Source organism: Stappia stellulata DSM 5886 (assembly GCF_000423705.1).
In the GTDB taxonomy this organism is placed as follows: Bacteria; Pseudomonadota; Alphaproteobacteria; order Rhizobiales; family Stappiaceae; genus Stappia; species Stappia stellulata.
The window spans coordinates 686,462-708,935 of sequence record NZ_KE384083.1; the positions used below are offsets into that span (position 1 = coordinate 686,462).

Here is a 22,474-nt window from a genome sequence, read left to right on the forward strand (position 1 = left end):
AACGGCGTCGCCCCCCTCGCGGGGGCGTGGATCGAAACCGCGTCTGACGGCGGGCGCTCTCCGTCAGTCGAGGAACAGACTAACCTCAGAGTTAGGAGGATTCAGAGGAGCAGGTCATCACTCACCAAGACGCTTGATCGTCGCTGCAAATCGAACGCTGGTATCCTTGGCGATTTCCTCTATGGACGGAGGCTGTCGTCCAAGCTTCGCATTGCGGGCAGCGATTTCACGAGCGCTGAGCTTGGAAGCGATCTCAGGAACTTTCGTCTTAGGCTCTGCCATCTTCTTGAAATTGTTCATTGCGCAACTCTACACCGACGCACAACTGTCGTACGCCTTTCCAGATACCGTTAAAATGGACGGGTTCGTGCCTGAACTCAACGCCCAATGGGTTCTGACGCCCGACGGCACCAGTTCGAGAATGCAGGGAGGGCGCAAGAACCACAACACCGTCCGTCCCGATACTGTCATCGGCAACGAGTTGCCGATATCACTCGGAAACTGTGCATCAGCGGCTGCCACCCACGCAGCCAGGCCCCCCGCGAGCTCCGCCTCAAAGCAATCTAAAGACGAGCTCACCTGTGATTAGCCCCTTCGGTCGGAACGCCGCGGGAACCGCAAAGAGGTCAAGACAGAGTTCTATACGCTCGGGGAACTTGATGCGGGCTCGATCCCGGTGCCATCCTTTGACTTGTGCCCACCTTCGCGTAGCAAGCCTCGGTCCTGTTCATCGTCATCAGAAACTGAGCGAAATGAAAGAGCCGCGGGGTTCTTTCCTCGCGCTGATAGCTCATCAGCTGGCGCTCGGCGCGTCGATAACTCTCGGACGGCCGCTTGGTCTCGATCACCAAGAGGGGATACCGTTGACGAAGGCGACGATGTGGCAGCGCTTTGTCTGGCTCGACGCCGTCCTCTCGACCGCGAACTCGACCCTGACGTGGAGGGCATTGTGCGCCGGGTGTTCGCAGTTGATGTAGCGGAACGAGTAGCTCTTCGCGTCCCCATCTATGGACTTGGTGAACGTCGTGCCCGGAACGAGGTTGTCATCGCTGTTCTGGTTCGTCCCACGCAACCCCTTCAGACGGTGGGAGGGGCGGGCGTTACACCCGATGCGCTCAACGCGCACTAGCGCTGACAACCGGACCGGCGCATTCGCATAAACATCGCGCAACTGGACGATCAGGATACCGTCATCAGCAACAGCATCCTACCTATCGCGCGCCGTACATCCTGTGCCGATAGAATAAGTCTCAGGGAGACGCATCGCCATCCCATCTTCCTTGTCATCGATTACAGGATTTTCCATCAACATCCCGGGCACGCCACGCCGGATCGGAAGTCCTAGGTTTTTCGGGTCCTTAAGGTAGGGATGGCGGATGGGTCGGCCAGCATCCCCGGCTTCTATCCCCGGAACGGGGCGCAAGCTATGACGCAACGGAAGTTCCACTTTTTTGAACCATGGCTCGTATTGGTCGGTAAAGACCGCGCATGGGAATCGCCTCAACGCTCAAATTCGGTTAAAATTTCGCCGCATAAAGTTCACGAAAAAAGAAGATTTAGAGATCCACCGCCTTAACAACCTCCTGTCTGCGTTCCGATGATCGGCATACACGAATTGATCACCTGATACGCCCGATATATTTTGATCATCTTGCAATTAATATTTGATATAGATCTTATCCGGATCACAATTCACTCCCTCTTACGCTCGATATTTCCTGCCTTCTTGCAAAACTATCGATTTTTGAGCGGAAACTATTTTCCCAAGCGGGCAATGGATCAGTCAACCGGGCGATCCGGAGCGCTGTGACCGCCACCTGGCTACAAACCGTGAAGCAGGATCTTGCCAAGGCTTTGCCGGGACGGCTTCGAACCGGGGCGATCCTCAAATCGTCCAGAATGACGACCGCGGGCGCAGGCCCATTCCGCCACGCGATCGCGTACAGAAGTGACCAGGAGGCGGGCTAAACGCCGAGGAATTGGCCGGCTGCGAGACTGGATCCAGTAGGGTTCCAGACGACCGAGTGGAGGACGGCTGTAGCTGCCAGGAACCACAACCTCCAAATCCTCGCGCGAATACGGATTGCCCGCCAGATGGCGCGCAACGCTCGGACAAGAAGCACTCTGTTCAGTCTGGATACGTGTTCGCAGCGGAAGACCCCGGATCCGCTCATTACCGGGCGCCTCATTCTCACGTTCCCGAATATTATGATCGTTCGTGACGCCGATCTCGCCCGCGGGAGTTTCCGAAGGATCACTGCTGACCATGTGGTTGGAAGTCGAATCAGCACGGATGGGCGAATCTTGACGGACCTCGTCGCGCATACGACCCCAAAGGGCCCGACCTTCTCGCCGCAGGGCATGACTAGCAAAGAGCGCCGAGGGAAGTCCCAATTCGGCCCTGGTGGCTTCATTCTGCTTCATGCAATAGCCGGTAACCCAACCGAGCGGATCGAACTGCTCGTCAAGCTTCAGTTGGAATTGGGCTCCCTTGTCACAGGCCCATTTGCCGCCTGCCCTTTTCAAGGCGCGACGCGCGATCCCAACATCCTCACTCGACAAGGCGATGCCGCCATGGAGATGCAGGCGCGACTTTTTGTCCAGCTCGATAACGAACCAGAAATCCGGCACCCGTTCTGGCAAGGCTCCTTTCAGCTCCCTTCGAATGCGTTCTCGAAGATGAGTGCCCGGACCACGTGGATCCGTGCACGCTGCCCCAATGACGGCCGGAGACAGATTCAGGGTGAAGGCATAAAGAATCTGATCGGAATGAGCAGCACGACCAGAAAGCACTTCATTGAAGGCAGCAGCCTTGGCCAGGTCGGTCGTGTATTTCCAGGAAATCGCGACGTGATTTTCATTTTCCACCATTGCGGCTTTTTTTGGCAGTTCTTTATGGATGCGTTCATGGGGACCTGAACTATCAGAAGATCGCTTACTATGTTCGATTGTGTTTATGTTGTCGTCGATAACTAAAGATGGGTGAGCCATTGTGCGACCGCTAATCTGCGCCCGACGTAGCAATTCTGTGACATCCTGACTGTCGCGACGCAGTGATCGACGCCCAGAAGTCTTCGCAATTTTTCCCAGCTTTGAAGGGCGCCCCGACACCGTTGCCGGCTGCTGACGACGGCCATCCGCCCCTCCACGCGCGCGCCGAGCCCGGAGTAGATCCTGAAACCGCCGATCGCTTTCACGCTTGAGATGATGACGGCGGCGAAGCTCGGACAGAGCGAAGCGGATCAGCTCGCGCGACTGCTTCGCTCTCGTTGGAGAAGCACGTCTTTCCGGCGCCGAAAAGTGGGCGAAATTTATGGCAGCCGCCGCAGTGCCTGACGTTGCCGCCGCAGTCATGCACCGCCCCTTGCTCGAGCAGCAGCCCTTTGCAACTGACGGGCAAACGCGACGGCCACATTCGGCGCGAAGGACTGATGTAATCCGTTGTTCAGAGTACCTTGCCCGACGATGGTTACCGCGCCACCACGACGCTCGACAGAAATGAACGGAGAGAGATCCGCGCAACTCTCGACGCGTTCGCCGCTCGCGAACCGCATCACGGTGATCGCGAGTTGATCAAGCGCCCAAATCGGCAGCTGCAAGGCCGCCTTGTCGTGAAAGACAACCATGACGCGGGCATCCGGCTGATCGCTATCCATCTCGATCTGAATGCCGGGCAGGTCCAGCGAAAGTCCGGCCGCCTCCAGTTCCCGATCTATCAGCCTCCCGAGATAGTCCGAGGCAGGCAAACCGTGATGACGTGCAAGCGCCTTCAACTGCAAGCCACGCACGCCAGGGAGGCCGACAGAGGTCATGTCGCGTGTCATTTTTTCCTAAACAATTATAACTGTTATAACTATAAAGAAACCCAACAAAACCGCAAGAGCCAACGCGTTGATAATCCGAAGAAAATGAAGAGAACGAGCGAATTGCCAAAGCGCAGGATGCAACATTGGCCACCGCAGGACGACTTTCCACGCCCCGTCAATCACCCCGAAGGCCAAGCGTCTCGACGGTTTGGATCGAATCCCTGCGCACTATCTCCTCGACCGACTGCAGCCAGAGCCCCTCGTCACGTCGCTGTGCAACTCAAGTGGCCGTGAGCTTGGAAGTGCGCACAATCCGTACGCCTGCAGTGTCGACCTCAAACGAAGCGGAGACCTTTTTCGTCATGTCCATCCTCCGGCCCCTCGCAACGCTTTCACTCGCCGAGCTCAGGCCAGCCAGCGCACATCGACTAGGGCGCGCCTCAGCACGATACCGGCGCGCCCCCCCCCCTCTTAATCCTCGTAGCTTAGCTTGCTCAACTCGCGCCCCATGACGGCTAGGGAAATGTCTCCATAGCCATCACTCGCGCGCCCCGAGGAATGCCCCTGGATCGCGTCGGCAACTCGTCCAGGCAAGCCGTGCTCATACCACATGGTCTTAAACGCATGACGAAAGCCGTGGTTCGGACGCACAGAGTCCGGCACAACACCGGACTTCTTGAGCCAATTGCCAACGGCCTGAGCAACCTGCTCCGCCGCTTGCCTCGAGTCGATCCGAGGCGATCGTCGACCACCAGACGCAACGAACAAAGGCCCATCCGGGCGCTTGGCGACGACGGCGAGAAACCCCTCCTGCACGATCACCGGGTGGATCGGCACCTCGCGATAGATGCCGGTCTTGATCGTGCCGGCCTTTGGCGTGAGATGCAGCAGAGGGATGCCATCGCGGCTGCGGACATCTTCCTTGCGCAGTTGGGCCAACTCACCGATCCTCGCTCCGGTATAAGCCGCAAGGAGGGGGAGCCAGCGCTTTGCCAGCACGAGCTCATCGCCTTCGCCTCCATCTACCTTCTTTTCGACCGCCCGCGCCAGATCCAGCGCACGTTTCGCCTCGGCCTTCAAATAACCCTTCGAACGACTTAGCTGCTGCTTGGGCACGCTTACAGTCGCGGTGATCACGACATCCGGAATGTGGCTCTGTGACGTCGCCCATCGCCACAAGGCGCGCACGGCGGTCAGATGTACGGCCTTTACTGTCTTGTGCGACAGCCCCTTCACCGTGACAAGCGTCTCGACCCAGCTTGCTACATCTCTGTTGGTGACGCGCTCGGCCACATCATGTCCAAGATGCGCGATAAAGGCCTCAATAGCCGGCCGGTAGCGTCGGCATGTGGCCGTCTCTTCCGATGCGCCTCGAACAAAACGCCGCCAACGATCGAAAAGCGCGAGGATGGAGGTTTGCGCCGACGCGGCTATCGGGGTTACCGTTTCGGCAGCAGGCGTTGTCGGTACGCCCTTTGTCGCCCCTCCGAAAGCCGAAGCCGACGGCGTAGAGATGACGGGCGGGCGGAGCCACTCCGCGGGCGCCTCTTCCCGGAGATTCTCTATGCGCTCACTCACGCGCCGCAGGTATTCCTCCCGAGCTTGCGCAAAGCGCGCGGCACATTGTCTCCAAATGCTTGAATGGGGCGGTAGATCGCGACCAGATAATTTGGCATAGGCCCGCAGGTAGCCACCAAGCCAAAGATCGATCACCTCATCGCTCGCGACACCACGGCGAATGGCCTTGATATCCTGAACTTGATCGAAATCCAAACCCAACTCGGCATATGCGCGGTGTTCGGCAGCAAGCGCTCGATCCTGCCCGACGGACTGGCAGTAGATATACCTGGCAAAATCATCAAGAGGAAGCCCGGGGAGCGGAGCAGTATTGCCATTAGCCTTCTCTTGGCGCGCTTCCTCGATCTGCCTCAAAAATTCCGCGACCGTCTTGTGCAGCACCCTCTGTGCCACGGAACGATCGGCTCCAAGTGACTTAAGGAACTCGCGCTTGCCGATCTTGTCGCGAACATCGGCGGGGACGGCGACCCTTGCGAAGTACCGCCCCTTTTTATCCCGGTGCTGTAGCGCTGATGACTTCCGATAATCTCGCCATTTTGTATGAGCCTGTGTAGGCTCATCTTGTGGGCGAATGATGGGATTTCAATAAGTTATTGATGGGAAAAGAGATGATGGTGCTGCCGGAGAGATTTGAACTCTCGACCTCTCCCTTACCAAGGGAGTGCTCTACCCCTGAGCTACGGCAGCGATGGTGGCGGGTGTAAGTGTAAATTCCGGACCGGTCAAGGGGAAGCTGGCGCAAACCTACTGCGATATCCACCGCCAATCGGGACCGATGCCGTCATCCCTGCGATCCAGGGGGATTTTTTGCCCCGCCGCCCCCCTTGCCCGGCACGCGGCGCGCGTACGGACTTGCGCCGCCCCCCGGTTTCCGGCACATCCTGTTTCCAGGCCCGGCGCGGTTGCGCCCTCACCGGCCAAAGCCCGAGCCCGCCCGCAGCGCATGCAACCGCGCAAAACACGAGGCCCATTTCCGCCGGCCGATTTGGTGAAACGGAAGGTTCGAACGCCATGACCACATCAGACGGGAAGCGAGGCAACCCGGAGACCGACGCAAACGCCGCAAAGCCGAATGCGCCGGACGCCAAAGCCGCAACGCCGGCCGAAACGCGCGAGGCCCGCCTTGCCGCGGCCTTGCGCGCGAACCTGCGCAAGCGCAAGGCCGCCGGCCGGCCGCCGTCCGGTTAGGAGACGGTCGCGAAAACCGGGGCCGACGGCTTCAGGGCAAAGGCGCGGCGACACAGCGCCCCGCCTCAATCGACATAGACGATGTAGTAGGTCGAGGCCGCGATCGTCATGTCGAGAAACACCACCCGCCGGATCGATGCCATGATCGACGCGCGTTCGGCCGCCAGTAGGACCGCAGACTGCAACCTCTTCTCGAAGGCATTGAGAAACCATCCATAGGAGGCGATGTAATCGGTCATCGTCACCCCGTAACGGTGATGCTTCACCGCGATCGATCGCGCATGCGAGCGGTAGACGTCATCCAGCACCCCCGAAAACAGCAGAGTCCAATAGCTCTCCTGCTTGCTTTTGAGGCCCTCGACATCGACCTCCTTCATTCGCCACTTCTCGTCGGACATGATCCGGTTATCATAGAATTCGTTCAGGATTGAAGGAATTAACGGCGACAAAATCCGCCATGCATGCCTGATGTTTTCCATATCGGCACTCGACAGTTCGATAAATTCGGCAAGATCGTGGATCTTCGCCCAGTTTTCAGCCTGCATGCGCCCCCCCCCCGAAGCTAAATTCACTTTTCACTATCTACCAATCCCCGTAGAACACATTTCTTTGCTGTTCAAGTATTTTTGAAATACTCAATTGTTTTTACGCAGATACAAAATGCACTTCCTAGATATATGTTTTTACATGGAAATTGATTTTTCCCCTGCTGTACTTTAGGGTTAAAAAAAAAGAGAAAATACCAAAAAGGGAACAGATATGCGCCTTACGAACCGGACCGATATCGCGGTTCGAACGCTTATGTACTTGGCTATTCATGGCAACAGAACCGTGCCAATCGATGAAATCGTCGAGAAAAGCGCAAGTCATCGCTCACAGGTTGTCGCCTCCGTCCAGAAGCTTCGCAAGACCGGCTACATAAGATCGACGGTGGGACGCAGTGGCGGAGTCGCGCTGGACCGGGATCCAAGCGACATCCAAATTTCTTCCATTGTAAAACTTATAGAGCCTGACTTTTTCCTTACGGAATGCCACGAGAAGGATTGTGCAGCGCGCTGCACGTTCTATACGGCATGCCAGTTGCGCAGCGCACTGGACGGTGCCCTGGACGCGTTCTTTGCCGCCCTGTCGCGGGTTACCCTTGCAGACCTTGTCGACAACAGGAGCGAATTGCTCTCGGCAATCTCGGAAAACCGCGCGCAAAGGTCCGTCGAATTGACCCGATAGTCGAGGTAGCGGGCCCCGTCAGGCTGCCTGCCCGCCTTCCCCGTTTTCCATGCTTTGCCAGATTTTCTGGCGATTGCGGATCTCGCGCGGGGCGGGACCGAAATAGCTCGGCGTCTTGACGAAGTCGCGCGGCTGCATGATCACCGAATTGACGCGTTGATAGAGCGCCTTGGCGGAAATCGGCTTTGACAGGAGTTCGTGCACGCCGAGCCGTCGCGCCTCGATGATGCGGCTGCGTTCGGTGTGGCCCGTGACCATGATGATCGGGATGTAGGCGAAGGGGTTGTGCGGATTTCGGATCATGCGGACCATGTCGGCGCCGTCGAGGATCGGCATCACCCAGTCCAGGATCAGGATATCCGGGTTCGCGCGTTCCATCGCCTCAAGCCCGGACGCGCCGTCCTCCGCCTCGACGATGCGACGCGCGCCGAAGCCTTGCAGCATGGTGCGCAGGATCGTGCGCATATACGCACTGTCCTCCACAAGCAGGAACGTCAGGGATGCAAGATCGAGCGACACGCAGAAACCTCCAGTCCGCCCCCTTATGACATGCGAAATCTGAAATAACGGTTAGCCTGGCCGCGCATAGGTAAAAAGGGCATCAGCGCCCGTTGGACCGCTCGTCGCCGTCGCCATCCGGCGTGTGCTTGGGCGCCGGGCCGGGCGGATTCTTCTGCTCCGGCAGGTCGTCGTCCTGCAGGATCCGGTATTTTGCGCCCTCCAGATCGTCGTATTGTCCGGCCTTCAGCGACCACAGGAACCCGGCAAGCCCGAGAAGGCCGAGCACCAGCGCAACGGGAATGAGATAGATCAGGACGTCCATCAGCTTTCTTCCTGCCGAGGGGGAACGGCTGCGCCAGCAACGCTCTGCGCGCCGAGGCGCAGGCGAAGCGCGTTGAGCGTGACGACGATCGAAGACAGCGACATGGCGAGCGCGGCGATCAGCGGGGTCACGAAACCGGCAACCGCGAAAGGCACGGCGACGAAATTGTAGAGCGTGGAAAACCACAGGTTCTGCATCATTGCCCCATGCGCCCGGCGCGACAAAGCCAACGCATCGCAGACCGGCGACAGCCGGTCGCCGAGGAACACCGCATCGGCCGCGGCCTGGGCCACATGAACGGCCGTGACGGGCGAGAGCGAGACATGGGCCGCCGCCAGTGCCGGCGCGTCGTTCAGCCCGTCGCCCACCATCAGGACCTTGTGACCCTCACCCGCCAGCGCCTCCAGGCGGGCGATCTTGTCCTTCGGCGTCAGGCCCGCGCGCCAATCCGCGATCCCGAGTGTCGCCGCAATGGCGGCGACAGGCGCCTCGCGGTCGCCTGACAGGATCGCAAGCCGGTAACCGGCCTTGCTGAGCCGCCCGACCGCTTCTGTCGCATCGGGCCGCAAGCGCTGCGCGATGAGGAAAGGTACGGGCGCCGCGTCGCCGTCGCGAAAGACCAGCAGCGAGGCACCGGGGTGATCGGCCGCGGCCCGTGCGGCTTCCCTCGGCGAAAGCCCGCAAAAGGCCGCACTGCCAAGGCGAAGCCGGCGTCCGTCGTGACGCGCCTCGACCCCTTCGCCCGGCGCTTCGCTCACCTGATCCAGTGGCACGCGCGCGTCGCTTGCCCGCGCCAGCGCGGCGGACAGGGGATGCCGGCTCGAGAGCGCCAACCGGCCGGCCAGCGCCTGCACGTCGGGATCGACCCTGTCGGCATCCACCAGCTCCGGCACGGCGAGCGTCAGCGTGCCGGTCTTGTCGAAGACGATCGTGTCGGCCTCCGCCAGCCGCTCGACCGCATCGCCGGCATGAAGCAGAACGCCGGCTCGAAAGAGCAGCCCGGAGGTCACAACCTGCACGGCCGGGATGGCGAGGCCCAGGGCACAAGGACAAGTGATGATGAGAACGGAGATCGCGGTGACGAGCGCCGGTTGCCAGCCCTGCCCGCTCGCCCACCAGCCGAGAAAGGTCAGCGCGGCGGCGAGATGCACCAGCGGAGAATAATAGGCGGCCGCCCGGTCGGCGAGGCGCACGTGACGCGACTTCGCCTGCCCCGCCGCTTCCAGAAGGCGCGTGACCTCGTCGAGAAGCGTCGCGCCGGAGGCGGTGGTGACCTGCACGGTGAGATTGGCGGAGGCATTGAGCGTCCCGGCATAGACAGCATCGCCAGCCTCGACGCGCGCAAGCGCGGTTTCGCCGGTGACGAGGCTCTGGTCGATCTCGGAGGTGCCCGTCTCGACCCGCCCGTCGAGCGGCACCCGCTCGCCCGCCCGCACATAGATGCGCTGGCCCGGCTCCACCTTGGACAAGGGCACCTCGCGCAAGGATCCGTCGGCACGCTGCACGACGGCGGTTTCCGCCTTGAGCGCCGCGATGTTTTCCGCGAACGCCCGGGTGCGCCGGCGCATCATGTGGTCGAGATAGCGGCCGATCAGCAGGAAGAACAGCAGCATCACGGCCGATTCGAAATAGGCGTGATGCGCCGACTGGACGGTCTGCATGACCGAGAGGAAGAGCGCCAGCGACACGCCGATGACGATCGGCACGTCCATGTTGAGCCGGCGGGCGGCAAGCGCGGAGAAGGCGGAGCGCAGGAAGGGACGTCCGGCGTAGACGGCGGCAGGCAGCGCGATCAGCGCGGAGACCCAATGGAAGAAATCGCGGGTTTCCGGCGTGATGCCGGTGGCGTTGCCGGACCAGACGGAGACCGACAGCAGCATGATGTTCATCATGGCGAAGCCGGAAACCGCCAGCGCGCGCAGCAACTCGCGCCCCGTGGCGTCGGCGCGCTCGCGGACCTGCGCGGGATCGAAGGGATGCGCCCGGTAGCCCAGCCGCGACAGCGTCTCGACGATACGCTCCGCCGTGGTGCGCTCGGGCGTCCAATCGACCGCGAGCCGGTGGCTCGTCAGGTTGAGCCGCGCGGTCTCAACGCCCTCCTGTGCGCCGAGCCCGCGCTCGATCTCCACCATGCAGGCGGCACAGGTCACGCCCTCCACGGCCAGATCCATGTGGGCCCGGCCCTCGGGCGTCAGCGTGATGAAGGCGTCCCAGTCCCGCTCATGTGCGGTCATGATTGCACCGCACGCATGTGCGTGCTCCCCTATTGCGAGAGGTACAGACGGTTGCGCGACTTGAAGGCCGCGCCGTCCTGCCCGCCCAGCGCCTCGAGATCGAGGATCCAGTTCCCCGCCGCCAGGTCTTTCACCATCGCCTGGTAGCGACCGCTCTCGCCTTCCTGCAGAACGACGACAAGCGGCGCCTCGGGGCTCGCGGGACGCCGCAGGGTTGCGGTGACCGCAAGGCCCGAAAGCGGCGCGTCGCCGGCATCGCGGGCCACGACCTCGACGCGCGCGGCTGTCTCGCCGGCCCGTTCGAGTGCCCCGGAGACCGACCAGTCGCGCGCCGCCTGCGCGCGCGAGGCGGCGATGGCGTCATTGTAGGCCAGGCCGTCCTCATAGGCCGTCTCGGTGACGACACCGGGGAAGGACGACAAGGCCAGATGGAGGAAGATCGCATTGGCGATGAAGATGACCGTGAAAAAGCCGATCATCCAGAAGAGGACCGTCCGTCCTGTGATTTTCCGCTCCGCACGCGGTTGGGTCATGGTGTCCGCCATTGATGATGTCATTTCAAGAAACCGTCCTATCGCATGGCACCCGGCGGCGCCGGCCGCAAGTCTTCCCGATACATAACCGGTTCCGCGTCCGCGATCCTTGACACGGATCATCGGAAAACGACAACCGGCCGAAGCCCGATGGGGCTCCGGCCGGTTGCAGGCAGCGTCCGCCCTCAGGGCGCCTTGAAGAAGTCCGACCCCGTGGCGACCTCGCCCATCACCGTTTCCGTGATGCGGAAGGTGATCGGCGTCGTCTTCGGCATTTCAGCCTCCGCCGGCGAAAAGACGAGCACGCGCACCTCTCGGGTGGTGTCCGGTCCGACACCGATCACCGGCCGGCCGGTCACGGTCTGGTCGATGCCGACCGCCTCGACCCGGGTGCCCTCGGGCATGCCCTCGACGGACAGGATGAAGTCGCGCTGCACCTGACGCTTGTTGAGCAGACGGATCGTATAGCCGTTCCTGACCGCGCCATCGGACAATTCGACATAGATCGGATTGCGGTCGTGGAGCACGTTGACGCCCTCCAGCTCGCGGGTCGCCAGCGCATAAGCCATGATCGCGCTGATCAGCAGAATCACCGCGACATAGATCACCGTGCGCGGGCGCACGATGCGCACGAAGGTCTCCTTGCCCTCCATGCGGCGCTGAATGTTCTCGTCCGTGTCATAGGCGATCAGACCGCGCGGCTTGCCGACCTTGTCCATCACATCGTCGCAGGCATCGATGCACAACCCGCATTGGATGCAGCCGAGCTGCGTTCCGTTGCGAATGTCGACCCCCGTCGGGCAGGCATGGAAACACTGGTGGCAGTCGATGCAATCGCCGGCCGGCTGGCCTTCCGCTTCGCGCTTGAGGTTCTGCTTCAGCGAACCGCGCGGCTCGCCGCGGTCGTAGCGATAGGTAACGTTCAGCGCTTCCTCGTCGGTCAGCGCCGCCTGAATACGCGGCCAGGGACAGAGGAAGATGCAGACCTGCTCGCGCATGTGACCGGCGAGCGCATAGGTGGTGAAGGTGAGAATGCCGATCCACAGATAGGCGGCGAAGGCCGCCTGCCCGGTGGCGAGATCCATCACCAGCGTCGGCGCATCCGCGAAGTAAAGCACCCAGGCCCCGCCTGTCCACCAGGCGATTAGCAGCCACAATGTGTGCTTGGAGACTTTCTGCGTGATCTTTTTCAGCGTCCAGGGCTGCTTCTCGAGCCGGATCCGGTCGCGGCGGTCGCCTTCCGTGTGGCGCTCGACCCACAGAAACAGGTCCGTCCAGACGGTCTGCGGGCACAGGTAGCCGCACCATACGCGCCCGGCGACAGCGTTCATCAGGAAAAGCGCCATGGCCGCCAGGATCAGCAGGCCGGTCAGATAGTAGACCTCCTGCGGCCAGATCTCGATGAAGAAGAAATAGGCGCGCCGGCCCGTCATGTCGATCAGGACCGCCTGGTCAGGCGCATTCGGCCCGCGATCCCACCGCACGAACGGCAAAAAATAGTAGATGCCGAGCGTCGCGAACAGAACCGCCCACTTGATCTTGCGAAAGGTCCCGTGGACCGCCATCGGGTAGATCTTCTTCGCCGAGGCAAACCACTCGTCGGGGTGGGCTCCAGAGCCCGATGGATCCGTTTCTGCACGCATCGTTCCGTCCAATCTTCCAATCTCTCATGTCCCGCCCCACGGGACAATTGGGGAGCGCCGTGTGCAACACCTGCGCGCTCATCTGCCGGCACAGTATCCGATCGGTCTTTACATCGCCTTGCGACACGTCAACACCGCGACAATCGGTCACTTTGGCAGCGCGCACCCCTGTTTGCGCAGTGTCACGGGGATAACCCGTCACCACAGTCCGCACCTTGATCCGCGTCAAGCGCCGGCGCTCGCGGGGTGCGACAATCTGGCCGGAATTGCACAATCGCGCGCCGCCGTTCGCGCTAGGCTGGCGCATGCGAAGACCGCAACCAAGGCGGCACGCACCTGCAATCGACCAGACCGGATCACACTTCAGGGGAACCCAAACATGCGATCATCGCACATCGGACACCTGCTGGCGGGGGGAGCGATGACGCTCGGCCTCGCGCTTTCCACAGCCTCCGCCCATCCACTCGACGGATTGAGCGAAGCGGAGATCGGCGAAGCCGTGGCCCTGCTGCAGGCCGCCGGCCACACGAATGCCGAAACGCTCTATCCCTATATCTCGCTGCTGGAACCGGAAAAATCGATTGTGCTCGACTGGCGCGAGGGCCAGCCGGAGCCGCGTGCGGCCGAAGTTCACTTCAAGACCGCGGACGGCGCCTTCGTCGCGGAGGTCAATCTGACCGGCGACGCCGTCGTCTCCGTCGAGCCGGCGGCCGGGGAGACGATGATCCTGCTCACCGAGTTCCTGACCGCGATGGAACTTGCCACCTCCGATCCCGCCTTTGTCGCGGGACTCGAAAAACGTGGCCTGACGGCCGACGACGTCTTCTGCCTGCCACTGACGGCCGGGCGGTTCGGCCTCGCGGAAGAAGACGGTCGACGGTTGATGAAGGTGCCCTGCTACGTGCTGCCGGAAGGGTCCAATTTCTACGCCAAGCCGATCGAGGGGCTCTACGCGGTGGTCGACCTCAACGCGGATGAGGTCGTGGAAGTGTTCGACTCCGGCGTGCTGCCGCTTCCCGAAGATCCCTGGGGCTATACCGAGGCCGAAGTGGAGGCACGGACCGGCACGCTTCGCCCGCGCGCCAACCCGGCCCGTCTCAGCCAGCCGGGCGGCTCCAACATCACCATCGAGAACGGCCAGATCTCCTGGGACATCTGGCGGTTTCGCGCCCGCGTCGACAAGCGTCCCGGGCTGGTTCTCTCCAACATCGACGTGAAGGACGGCGAGCGCTGGCGTTCGGTGCTCTATCAGGCGCATCTGTCGGAGGTCTTCGTGCCCTACATGGATCCGGACGCCGGCTGGTACTGGCGCACCTACATGGACAGCGGCGAATACGGCTTCGGCACTTTCCTCTCGCCGCTGCGTCCCGGCGTCGACTGTCCCGCCTACGCGCAATATCTGCCCGCGCTCGTGCATCAGGACGACGGCTCGCCGCTGTCCATTCCCGGCGCGATCTGTGTCTTCGAACGCAACATCGGCGATCCCGCCTGGCGCCATTTCGAGATCTTCGCCCAATCGGAAAGCGAGTTCGTACCAGCCGAAGGGCGTCCGGCGACACAGCTTGTCGTGCGCACCGCCTCCGAGGTCGGCAATTACGACTATCTCGTCGACTACATCTTCCATCAGGACGGACGGATCGACGTCATGGTCGGATCCACCGGACTGGACGCGGTCAAGGGCGCCGCGATCAAGTCGATGGCCGACGAGGGTGCTGCGGAAGAAACCCGCTACGGCACGCTGATCGCGCCCAACCTGATCGCGCCCAACCACGATCATTTCTTCAACTTCAAGCTCGACTTCGACGTCGACGGCACACCCAACACCTTCATGCGCACGGCGCTTGTCAAGGGCGAGGTCGAGGCCGATGCACCGCGCCGCTCGCTCTGGGTGACGCAAACGGCCGCCGCGGAAACCGAGCTTGGCGGGCGCTACAAGGTCAATCCGAACACGCCGGCGATGTATCACATCATGAACATGGGTGCGGAGGGGCCGCTCGGCCACAAGCCCGGCTACATGATCGTCCCGAACAATTCGGTCGCCTATTCGCCGTTCGACTTCGAAAACGACCCGCCGATGAAGCGCAACGCCTATGTGGAATACACGATCTGGAACACGCCCTACGACCGCGACGAGCGTTATGCGGGCGGGCGTTTCGCGTTCCAGAGCGATGGCTCCGACACGCTGGCCACCTGGACGCAGCAGGACCGGCCGATCGCGAATACCGATATCGTGACCTGGTACACGATGGGCTTCCATCATGTGCCCCACACGGAAGACTGGCCGGTGATGTCGACCATGTGGAAAGGCTTTTCGCTCAGGCCCTTCAACTTCTTCCCGCACAATCCGGCGCTGACGATCCGTCTCGACGACGGCTCCTGATACGCCCTTGCAGGGCGGCGGCTTGCGCTGCCCTGCCCCTTTCGGCACGGCCCGTCGGCTTCACCGCGATTGACACGGCCTGTTCTGCCGCGCGACGCTTCGCGGCGAGGACGGGAAAACCCCATGCAGGATTTCACCATTCCCGAGGCGACCATCGGCGCGGCTGCGCTGCCGCTGATCGCCAACGCGATGCAAGAGGCCGGTGTCGACGCCACGCGCGCCTTCGCCGACAGCGGCCTCGACGCACCGCCCCACACACCGCGCGGGACCGGCGGCGAGCTGCCGCTTGTCCAGTTTACCCGCCTGCTTCAGGCCGGCGGTGCCCAGGCACCCGACGCCGGGCGCATGTGGCGCTGCGGCGAGGCGATCGCCACGCCGGCGCTGGCGGGCCTGTTTCCCGCCTGCCTTGAGGCGCAAGACCTCGGCGACCTTCTCGACCGGCTGCTTTGCGACCTGCAGGACCTGCAGCACGGAACGGCGTTTCACCGCGAGGTCGCCGACGACACCTGCCTGCTCAGCTATCGCATCATCGATCCCGCGATCTGGCCGCGCTCGCGCGACGCGGAATTCACCCTCGCCTTCCTCGACGCCGTGGTGCGCCGGTTTACCGCCAGCAGCGGCTGCGCGGTCGCGCTCTCCTTCGAGCACGAACGCGACACACGTGCCGATCTGGCGCGCCTGGCCGGCGTCGCGCCGCTCCACGGCGAGCCCTGCAACCTGCTGGCGTTTCCGGCACGGCTGCTGGAGACGCCGATTGCCGCCGACCGGACTGGCGAACCTGCACCTCCCGGAAAGGCCCCCCGGCGGGAGCGGTCACGCGAGCGCCGCAGCGGCGAGATCGTGGAAGCGGTTTATCGCAGGCTTGGCCAGGGCGCGTTGACCCAGGGAACAATCGCGGCGGATTGCGGCATGTCGGAACGCAGCCTGCGCCGGGAACTGGTGCGCGCCGGCTGCAGTTTCCGCGCGCTGAGAGACGATGCGCGCACGCAATATGCGCTGTGGGCGCTGCGCGAGACCCGTCTGCCGGTCAGCGAGATCGCGCATCGGCTCGGCTACGACAGCCAGGGCGCCTTCGCGCGGGCGTTCAGAAAATCCACCGGCACGCCCCCGAGCGGATTGCGCCGGGACACGTTGAGGCGCGACTGACGGGCAAGGGCCAGCCGCGAGGATATCCCTTTTTGGCACGAAAACGCCCGGAGCCTTGCGGTCCCGGGCGTCGGTGTTTCAGCTTGCGTCGCCCCCTTAGCGGGTGGCTGCGCCCTCGTCGGCAAAGCCGGCGGCAAAGGCCTGGTAGAGAATGTCCGGACCGTGCGCATGCCCGCCCGACGCCTCGATGCTGTGCGAGGCATGGCGCAGGAAGTTGCCGAGCGCATCGCTTCCGTCGGGACCGGGACGCATCTGCAGATTGCCCTGCTTCTCGTCGTCCTTGCGGGTGTAGATCGTCTCGCCGTGCTTGATGGTCTCCTGGACCTTCAGGCTGTCGAGCGTCTCCGGGTCGATGGCGGTCGGATCATCGGAGAGGATGATCAGATCGGCAACCTTGCCGACCTCGATGGAGCCCTTTCCGGTCTCCTCGAAGTGCTGATACGCCGGCCAGATGGTCATTGCCTTCAGCGCGGTCATCACGTCGACGCGCTGATCGGGGCCGAGGATGTCGCCGGAGCGGGTGCGCCGGGTCACCGTGGCATCGAGAATGCGCATGCTGTCGGGGAAGGCCACCGGCGCATCGTGGTGCGAGGAGAACATCATGCCGCGCTCGCGCACCCAGCCCGTCGGCGAGATGTTGTCGGCATTGTCCGGACCGACGGTGCGGTCGCGGTGCCAGTCGCCCCAATAGAAGGTGTGCATCGGGAAGAGCGAGGGAAACACGTCCAGCTCGTCGAAAGCCGCGACCTGGTCCTTGCGCAGGAACTGGCCGTGGATGAGCACCGGACGCCGGTCGACATTGCCGTGCTTTTCCGTCGCGGTCTTGATGCCCGCGATCAGCATGTCGGAGGCGCCTTCGCCGTTGGAGTGGGTGATGACCTGGATGTCGTTTTCAAACGCCCAGTCGATGGCGTCGAACACCTCGTCGCTGCTGGCGGCGGAATAGCCGGCGTAGTCGGCGCGGTACTGCTCCGGCGGCTTGTAATAGGGCCGGTCGCGCAGCGCGGTGAAGCCCTGCGGCGATCCGTCGATGGTCAGCTTGGCGCCGGCGACGCGAAAGCCGTTCTTGTAGGTTCGCGACACGTTCTTGGCGATGAAATCACGGTCGACCAGAACGTCGGGATAGGTCACGACGTCGATCTTGATCCGGCCGGCATCGGACGCGGCCTGCATCAGCTTGACGACGTTGGGCGTCGAACGACCCTCGTGGCCGGTGGTGTAACCGTAGCTCGCCAGAAGCTCCGTTCCTGCGACGAAAAGTTCCTCGCCGCCTTCCTTGTCGAGCCCGGAAAGCAATTTCATGAGCGCCGGGAAGAACGCGGATTCCTCCAGCACGCCGTTGGGCTCCTGGCTGCCGTCCTCGCGCCGGATCACGCCGCCGTCGGGGTTCTTGGTGTCGGCGGTGATGCCGGCAACTTCCAGCGCCTTGGAATTGAAGACCCCGAGGTGGCCGGACTGGTGAATGATCAGGACCGGCTGGTCGGTGGAAACGGCGTCGAGATCCTCGCGCGTCGGGTGGCGCTGCTCCTTGAGCTGGGCGTCGTCATAGCCAAAGCCCAGGATGGTTCCAAGCCGCTCGATGCGTTCCGGATAGGCCTTCTGCCACTCGCTCAGCGTCTGCTGCAGGGCGGGAATGTCGTTCACCTTGCCGTCGGGCGCCGGCTGGATGTTGGCCGAAACGGCCTGAACGCCGATCATGAAGGCATGACCGTGGGCATCGACGAAGCCGGGCAGCATCGTGCGACCCTTGAGGTCGATGAGCTTGGTGCCCTCGCCCTTGTGCTTCATCACCTCGGCCTCGGGGCCGACGGCGATGATCTCGCCGTCCTTTTCCGCGACCGCTTGGGCGCGCGGCCCAAGATCGTTCATGGTCAGGATCGGCCCGCCGGACCAGATCCGGTCGGCAACGTCCTCGGCGGCAAACGCCGGCAGCGCGCTGAACCCGGCGAGCAACATCGCCAGAAGGGGTTTGGACATGGGTTTCACGGGTATCTCCAGATACAAATTGGGGTCGCCGATCCTGCCAGGTTGCAGGTTTCGAATCCGGCGGTGTAACCTTAGCTTGCCCCCCCGACCCTTTCCGGAATGTGAAGGAAACCGGCCCGTTTCCTTGTAAAGCCTCGTGGCGAGCCGCGCCGCACCGGGTAACGCAGCGGCTCCGCAGCGTTACCCGCACGAATGAAAAAGGCGCCCGCGAAGGGGCGCCTCTTGTCGTTTTTGCCGACCGGTCGCGACACGCATCGTGCAAGGACGCGCCGGTGAGAGCTCGGTCTATTCGCCACCGCCGAGCGAGTGCACGTAGACGGCAAGCGACTTGACGGTCGCCGGCTCCAGACGCGGAGCCCATGCCGGCATGACACCGTTGCGCGGGTTGTTGATCTGCGACGTGATGCCGTCGATCGACCGCTCGTAGAGATAGTTGTTCGCAACCAGGCTCGGTGCGCCCATCTCGTTGATGCCGGCCAGATCCTCGCCGTGACAAGCGGCGCAATTGTCCATAAAGACCGTTTCGCCGGCTGCCAGATCGACATCGGCGGCAGGCTCCAGCCCGGCCTTCGCGCCGACATAATTGGCCACCTGGGTGATCTGCTCCTTGTCGAGGATCTCGTCGCGGCCGTAGGCCGGCATTTCACCGAAACGGGCTTCGTCGTGATCGGAGCGGATGCCGTACTGCAGGGTCTGGTGAATGGCGTCGAGCGAACCGCCCCAGATCCACTTGTCGTCCTGGAGGTTGGGATAGCCCAGGGAGCCTTCCGCCCCCGACCCGTGGCAGGCTGCGCAATTGTCGCCGAAGGCCGCCTCGCCGTTTGCAAGCGCGAACTCCAGCAGCGACTGCGTCGAGCGGATCTCGTCGAGCGAGGCGTTGATCAGCTTTTCGCCGATCTGCGAACGCGCCTCGAGATCCGCCTGATAGGCGGCCAGTGCGTTCGCGCGCTGGCTGTCGCCCATGACGCCGGCGGTATAGCCGGAGATCAGCGGCCAGGACGGATAGACGACCCAGTAGCCGATGGCCCAGACGATGGTGGCATAGAAGATGTAAAGCCACCACTTCGGGAGCGGGTTGTTCAGTTCCTTCAAGCCGTCCCACTCATGCCCGGTCGTTTCCACGCCGGAGAGCTTGTCGACTTCCTTCTTGTGCATGTCAGCCATTCATCAATCCTCCCGCAAGGGGATATGCGCGGCCTCGTCGAAGCGGCTGCGGTTCTTGGGCCACAGCGCGTATGCCAGGACGACGGCGAACAGAACCACGAAGTAGACCAGGCCCCACGTCTGGGCGAAGCTGGCGACTGAGTTGTAAGCTTCGTTCATCTCACGTTCCTCTTCGTCAGCGCAGGTTGGCCTTGTTGTCGTAGATCGAGAAGTCGACCAGCGTACCGAGCATCTGGAGATAGGCGACAAGCGCGTCCATTTCCGTCACGTCTCTCGAATTGCCGTCGAAATCGCGGACGATGGCGTCGGGATAGCGTTCCAGGAACGCATCCACGTCGTCGCCGTCGGGATTGGCCTGGGCCAGCATGTCGGCGCGGGCGGAGGCGATCATGTCCTCGCTGTAAGGCACGCCGACCATGGCATTGGCGGTCAGATGATCCTCGATGCCGCGCGTCTCCAGCTTCGCTTCCAGCAGGAAGGGGTATCCCGGCATGATGGAGGCGGGCACGACGGAGCGCGGGTTCACCAGGTGATCGCGATGCCATTCGTCGGAGTACTTGCCGCCGACGCGGGCAAGATCGGGACCCGTGCGCTTCGATCCCCACTGGAAGGGATGGTCGTACATGGATTCCGCCGCCAGGCTGAAGTGGCCGTAGCGCTCCAGTTCGTCGCGCATCGGGCGCACCATCTGCGAGTGGCACAGGTAGCAGCCCTCGCGGATGTAAACGTTGCGCCCTGCCAGTTCCAGCGGGGTGTAGGGCCGCATGCCCTCCACCTTCTCGATGGTGCTCTTCAGGTAGAAGAGCGGTGCGATCTCCACGAGGCCGCCAATGGCGACGACGACGAGGATGCCGATGACAAGCACAAGCGAGTGCTTCTCAAAGACTTCGTGTTTTTTCCAGATCGACATATTGTCCCTCTCCCCTTATTCGGCAGGGGCCATGGCGCCGGCGCCAGCGGTCTCGGCTTCTTCAGCCTCTCCGTGACGAACCGTCATCCACAGGTTGTAAGCCATGATCAGGGCACCGGCGACGAACAGGGCGCCGCCCAATGCGCGGATCACATAGAAGGGGTGCATCGCCTCGACGGTCTCGATGAAGGAGTACTCCAGGAAACCGAGTTGGTCGTAGGCACGCCACATCAGACCCTGCATGATGCCCGACACCCACATCGCGCAGATGTAGAGCACGATGCCGATGGTGGAGATCCAGAAGTGCCAGTTCACCAGCTTGAGCGAGTAGACCTGCTTCTTGTTCCACAGCCACGGGATCAGGCAGTAGAGGGCGCCGAAGGAGATGTAGCCGACCCAGCCGAGCGCGCCGGAATGCACGTGACCGATGGTCCAGTCCGTGTAGTGCGACAGCGAGTTGACCGAGCGCAGGCTCATCAGCGGGCCTTCGAAGGTCGACATGCCGTAGAAGGCGATCGACACGACCATCATCCGCAGCACCGGATCTGTGCGCAGCTTGTCCCACGCACCCGACAGCGTCATCAGGCCGTTGATCATGCCGCCCCAGGAAGGCATCCACAGGATGATCGAGAAGGTCGCACCCAGCGTCGAGGCCCACTGCGGCAGCGCCGTGTAGTGGAGGTGGTGCGGCCCCGCCCAGATGTACAGGAAGATCAGCGCCCAGAAGTGCACGATCGACAGGCGGTAGGAATAGACCGGCCGCTCGGCGCGCTTGGGCACGAAATAGTACATGATGGCGAGAAAGCCGGCGGTCAGGAAGAAGCCGACCGCGTTGTGGCCATACCACCACTGCACCATCGCGTCCTGAACGCCCGCCCACACGATGTAGGACTTGGTGCCGTAGATCGACACGGGAACCGTCAGGTTGTTGACGATATGCAGCATGGCGATGGTGATGATGAACGCCAGGTAGAACCAGTTGGCCACGTAGATATGCGGCTCCTTGCGCTTCCACAGCGTGCCGAGGAAGACCAGAAGATAGGCCACCCAGACGATGGTCAGCCACAGATCCGCGTACCACTCCGGCTCGGCGTATTCCTTCGACTGCGTCGCGCCGAGCAGGTAGCCCGTACCCGCGATCACGATGAAGGCGTTGTAGCCGAGAATGACAAACCAGGGCGCGATCCGGCCGGGCATGCGCGCGCGGCTGGTGCGCTGGACCACGTAAAAGGACGTGGCAAGCAGCACGTTACCGCCGAACGCGAAGATCACGGCCGAGGTGTGAAGCGGCCGCAGACGACCGAAACTGGTCCAGGGCAGATCGAAGTTCAGGACCGGGTAGGCCAGCTGAAGCGCGATGATCAGACCGACGGTGAAACCGGCGATGCCCCAGAAGACCGCAGCCCAGGCCCCGAACTTGATCGGTCCGAGGTTGTAGTTCGGCTTGCCGTCGACTTCCTGCGGGATCGCCATCCCGCCGTCGTTGAAATAGTTCTTGAAGATGATGAACGCACCGCCGGCCGCAAAGAGCGAGCCGAGTGCGGTATGAAACGCCATTACCTGATCGTAGGTCTTACCCGCGATGATCAGGCAGACGAAGGCAATCACGATGAGAAAGGCGGCAAAGAAGCCTTCCTCCAGCGTGAGGTATTTGGCTTTTGTCTGAGCCATGTCCGCGCCCCGAGTCCGTTTGTGATCCAACCCCCTATGGGTCCAGGAGGACGGTATGACGCACAGCGCCAAATCCGCCTTGATCCAGGTCAACCTGCCATAGGATAAGTCGCCTGGAATTTCACCTGCCAAAAAGTCCGTGCGACGATTTGCACAGGTAAACTGCTATAAAAGTCATAACAGTA

20 protein-coding genes and 1 tRNA gene are annotated in these 22,474 nt (G+C 62.4%); 4 read left to right on the forward strand and 17 right to left on the reverse strand.

All coding sequences use genetic code 11. From position 1 onward, the window contains the following. Positions 1-117: 117 nt before the first annotated feature. From G572_RS26375 to G572_RS0120295, 6 genes are all read right to left on the reverse strand, one after another. Positions 118-300, reverse strand: coding sequence for a hypothetical protein (locus G572_RS26375; protein ID WP_156884757.1), 183 nt, complete (start codon positions 298-300; stop codon positions 118-120). 326 nt (positions 301-626) lie between these two features. Next, positions 627-848 carry a type I restriction endonuclease gene (locus G572_RS26575; RefSeq protein WP_208979162.1) on the reverse strand — a complete coding sequence of 74 codons (222 nt, stop codon included), beginning with the start codon at positions 846-848 and terminating at the stop codon, positions 627-629. Positions 849-1,821: 973 nt separating this feature from the next. Beyond that, positions 1,822-3,354, reverse strand: coding sequence for a hypothetical protein (locus tag G572_RS26380; protein WP_156884759.1), 1,533 nt, complete (start codon positions 3,352-3,354; stop codon positions 1,822-1,824). After that, complete coding sequence (locus G572_RS0120285) at positions 3,351-3,824, reverse strand: hypothetical protein (RefSeq protein ID WP_029060032.1); 474 nt, start codon at positions 3,822-3,824, stop codon at positions 3,351-3,353. The genes G572_RS26380 and G572_RS0120285 overlap by 4 nt, the downstream gene beginning before the upstream one ends. Positions 3,825-4,277: 453 nt before the next feature. After that, complete coding sequence (locus G572_RS24965) at positions 4,278-5,960, reverse strand: tyrosine-type recombinase/integrase (protein ID WP_342664777.1); 1,683 nt, start codon at positions 5,958-5,960, stop codon at positions 4,278-4,280. Positions 5,961-5,996: 36 nt separating this feature from the next. Continuing rightward, positions 5,997-6,071 (reverse strand) — tRNA-Thr (locus tag G572_RS0120295). A gap of 324 nt (positions 6,072-6,395) precedes the next feature. Here G572_RS0120295 and G572_RS26385 point away from each other — a divergent pair. Next, complete coding sequence (locus G572_RS26385; protein WP_156884761.1) at positions 6,396-6,572, forward strand: hypothetical protein; 177 nt, start codon at positions 6,396-6,398, stop codon at positions 6,570-6,572. Between the two features lie 65 nt (positions 6,573-6,637). Here G572_RS26385 and G572_RS0120305 read toward each other — a convergent pair whose 3' ends face one another. Continuing rightward, positions 6,638-7,117, reverse strand: coding sequence for a protoglobin domain-containing protein (locus tag G572_RS0120305; RefSeq protein WP_029060033.1), 480 nt, complete (start codon positions 7,115-7,117; stop codon positions 6,638-6,640). Between the two features lie 214 nt (positions 7,118-7,331). Here G572_RS0120305 and G572_RS24970 point away from each other — a divergent pair, with 214 nt between their 5' ends. Next, the gene (locus G572_RS24970) at positions 7,332-7,799 is read left to right on the forward strand and encodes an RrF2 family transcriptional regulator (protein ID WP_051242830.1); all 468 of its coding nucleotides are present in this window, start codon (positions 7,332-7,334) and stop codon (positions 7,797-7,799) included. A gap of 18 nt (positions 7,800-7,817) precedes the next feature. On the opposite strand, the gene G572_RS24975 is transcribed toward G572_RS24970, so the two are convergent. From G572_RS24975 to ccoG, 5 genes are all read right to left on the reverse strand, one after another. Next, positions 7,818-8,318 (reverse strand): response regulator, encoded by a 501-nt coding sequence (locus tag G572_RS24975; protein ID WP_084650397.1) that lies wholly within the window; start codon positions 8,316-8,318, stop codon positions 7,818-7,820. 82 nt (positions 8,319-8,400) lie between these two features. After that, positions 8,401-8,622, reverse strand: coding sequence for a cbb3-type cytochrome oxidase assembly protein CcoS (gene ccoS / locus G572_RS0120320; RefSeq protein ID WP_029060034.1), 222 nt, complete (start codon positions 8,620-8,622; stop codon positions 8,401-8,403). Beyond that, on the reverse strand, positions 8,622-10,856 hold the full coding sequence (locus G572_RS0120325; RefSeq protein ID WP_029060035.1) for a heavy metal translocating P-type ATPase: 2,235 nt from the start codon (positions 10,854-10,856) through the stop codon (positions 8,622-8,624). Before G572_RS0120325 ends, ccoS begins: the two co-directional genes overlap by 1 nt. 29 nt (positions 10,857-10,885) lie before the next feature. After that, complete coding sequence (locus tag G572_RS0120330) at positions 10,886-11,389, reverse strand: FixH family protein (RefSeq protein WP_208979164.1); 504 nt, start codon at positions 11,387-11,389, stop codon at positions 10,886-10,888. A gap of 185 nt (positions 11,390-11,574) precedes the next feature. Next, positions 11,575-13,032 carry a cytochrome c oxidase accessory protein CcoG gene (gene ccoG, locus G572_RS0120335; RefSeq protein ID WP_029060037.1) on the reverse strand — a complete coding sequence of 486 codons (1,458 nt, stop codon included), beginning with the start codon at positions 13,030-13,032 and terminating at the stop codon, positions 11,575-11,577. 379 nt (positions 13,033-13,411) lie between these two features. Here ccoG and G572_RS0120340 point away from each other — a divergent pair, with 379 nt between their 5' ends. Both G572_RS0120340 and qhpR read left to right on the forward strand, forming a co-directional pair. After that, positions 13,412-15,412, forward strand: coding sequence for a copper amine oxidase (locus G572_RS0120340; RefSeq protein ID WP_029060038.1), 2,001 nt, complete (start codon positions 13,412-13,414; stop codon positions 15,410-15,412). 123 nt (positions 15,413-15,535) lie between these two features. Next, positions 15,536-16,558: an AraC-like transcriptional regulator QhpR gene (gene qhpR / locus G572_RS25705; protein WP_051242832.1), complete on the forward strand. Its 1,023-nt coding sequence runs from the start codon at positions 15,536-15,538 to the stop codon at positions 16,556-16,558. A 96-nt stretch (positions 16,559-16,654) separates the two neighbouring features. Here qhpR and G572_RS24985 read toward each other — a convergent pair whose 3' ends face one another. The 5 genes from G572_RS24985 to ccoN all read right to left on the reverse strand — a co-directional run bounded on the left by G572_RS24985 (position 16,655) and on the right by ccoN (position 22,289). Further along, complete coding sequence (locus G572_RS24985; protein WP_208979165.1) at positions 16,655-18,535, reverse strand: amidohydrolase; 1,881 nt, start codon at positions 18,533-18,535, stop codon at positions 16,655-16,657. Between the two features lie 294 nt (positions 18,536-18,829). Continuing rightward, positions 18,830-19,708, reverse strand: a complete 879-nt coding sequence (gene ccoP, locus G572_RS0120355; protein ID WP_029060039.1) for a cytochrome-c oxidase, cbb3-type subunit III — start codon at positions 19,706-19,708, stop codon at positions 18,830-18,832. Between the two features lie 3 nt (positions 19,709-19,711). Continuing rightward, entirely contained in the window at positions 19,712-19,867 is a 156-nt protein-coding gene (locus tag G572_RS0120360) for a cbb3-type cytochrome c oxidase subunit 3 (RefSeq protein WP_029060040.1), read from the reverse strand. 16 nt (positions 19,868-19,883) lie between these two features. Further along, entirely contained in the window at positions 19,884-20,618 is a 735-nt protein-coding gene (ccoO, locus tag G572_RS0120365; protein ID WP_029060041.1) for a cytochrome-c oxidase, cbb3-type subunit II, read from the reverse strand. A 15-nt stretch (positions 20,619-20,633) separates the two neighbouring features. Beyond that, positions 20,634-22,289, reverse strand: coding sequence for a cytochrome-c oxidase, cbb3-type subunit I (gene ccoN, locus G572_RS0120370; RefSeq protein WP_029060042.1), 1,656 nt, complete (start codon positions 22,287-22,289; stop codon positions 20,634-20,636). Positions 22,290-22,474: the final 185 nt, after the last annotated feature.

Bases quoted from the DNA above. Each gene is read 5' to 3' on its own strand.
- G572_RS26375 (WP_156884757.1), bottom strand. From the start codon at position 300: ATGAACAATTTCAAGAAGATGGCAGAGCCTAAGACGAAAGTTCCTGAG.
- G572_RS26380 (WP_156884759.1), bottom strand. From the start codon at position 3,354: ATGACTGCGGCGGCAACGTCAGGCACTGCGGCGGCTGCCATAAATTTC.
- G572_RS0120285 (WP_029060032.1), bottom strand. From the start codon at position 3,824: ATGACACGCGACATGACCTCTGTCGGCCTCCCTGGCGTGCGTGGCTTG.
- G572_RS26385 (WP_156884761.1), top strand. From the start codon at position 6,396: ATGACCACATCAGACGGGAAGCGAGGCAACCCGGAGACCGACGCAAAC.
- G572_RS0120305 (WP_029060033.1), bottom strand. From the start codon at position 7,117: ATGCAGGCTGAAAACTGGGCGAAGATCCACGATCTTGCCGAATTTATC.
- G572_RS24970 (WP_051242830.1), top strand. From the start codon at position 7,332: ATGCGCCTTACGAACCGGACCGATATCGCGGTTCGAACGCTTATGTAC.
- ccoS (WP_029060034.1), bottom strand. From the start codon at position 8,622: ATGGACGTCCTGATCTATCTCATTCCCGTTGCGCTGGTGCTCGGCCTT.
- G572_RS0120325 (WP_029060035.1), bottom strand. From the start codon at position 10,856: ATGACCGCACATGAGCGGGACTGGGACGCCTTCATCACGCTGACGCCC.
- G572_RS0120330 (WP_208979164.1), bottom strand. From the start codon at position 11,389: ATGACCCAACCGCGTGCGGAGCGGAAAATCACAGGACGGACGGTCCTC.
- ccoG (WP_029060037.1), bottom strand. From the start codon at position 13,032: ATGCGTGCAGAAACGGATCCATCGGGCTCTGGAGCCCACCCCGACGAG.
- G572_RS0120340 (WP_029060038.1), top strand. From the start codon at position 13,412: ATGCGATCATCGCACATCGGACACCTGCTGGCGGGGGGAGCGATGACG.
- qhpR (WP_051242832.1), top strand. From the start codon at position 15,536: ATGCAGGATTTCACCATTCCCGAGGCGACCATCGGCGCGGCTGCGCTG.
- G572_RS24985 (WP_208979165.1), bottom strand. From the start codon at position 18,535: ATGTCCAAACCCCTTCTGGCGATGTTGCTCGCCGGGTTCAGCGCGCTG.
- ccoP (WP_029060039.1), bottom strand. From the start codon at position 19,708: ATGGCTGACATGCACAAGAAGGAAGTCGACAAGCTCTCCGGCGTGGAA.
- G572_RS0120360 (WP_029060040.1), bottom strand. From the start codon at position 19,867: ATGAACGAAGCTTACAACTCAGTCGCCAGCTTCGCCCAGACGTGGGGC.
- ccoO (WP_029060041.1), bottom strand. From the start codon at position 20,618: ATGTCGATCTGGAAAAAACACGAAGTCTTTGAGAAGCACTCGCTTGTG.
- ccoN (WP_029060042.1), bottom strand. From the start codon at position 22,289: ATGGCTCAGACAAAAGCCAAATACCTCACGCTGGAGGAAGGCTTCTTT.